The organism is Pseudomonas tehranensis, from assembly GCF_014268615.1.
GTDB classification, from domain to species: domain Bacteria; phylum Pseudomonadota; class Gammaproteobacteria; order Pseudomonadales; family Pseudomonadaceae; genus Aquipseudomonas; species Aquipseudomonas tehranensis.
Genome location: NZ_JABWQV010000529.1, coordinates 1 through 206 on the forward strand (window position 1 = coordinate 1; position 206 = coordinate 206).

General features: G+C 63.6%; 1 protein-coding gene. It reads left to right on the forward strand.

The genetic code is table 11. From position 1 onward, the window contains the following. A partial coding sequence (locus HU811_RS27285) for an immunoglobulin-like domain-containing protein (RefSeq protein WP_186659255.1) occupies positions 1 to 206 on the forward strand: 206 nt, incomplete at both ends.

Genomic DNA, 206 nt, shown 5'->3' on the forward strand with positions numbered 1-206 from the left:
ACCCTGACCAACCCGGCCCAAACGCCGGTCACCGTGACCTTGAGCAATGGCTCGGTCATCACCATCGCCGCTGGCCAGACCACCGGCACCGTCAACGTCGATACGCCGGCCAACGACGTCTACAACAACGGCAGCACCGTCAGCACCACCATTACCGGCGCAACCGGTGGCAACTTTGAAAACCTGGTGCCGAGCACCACGCCTGC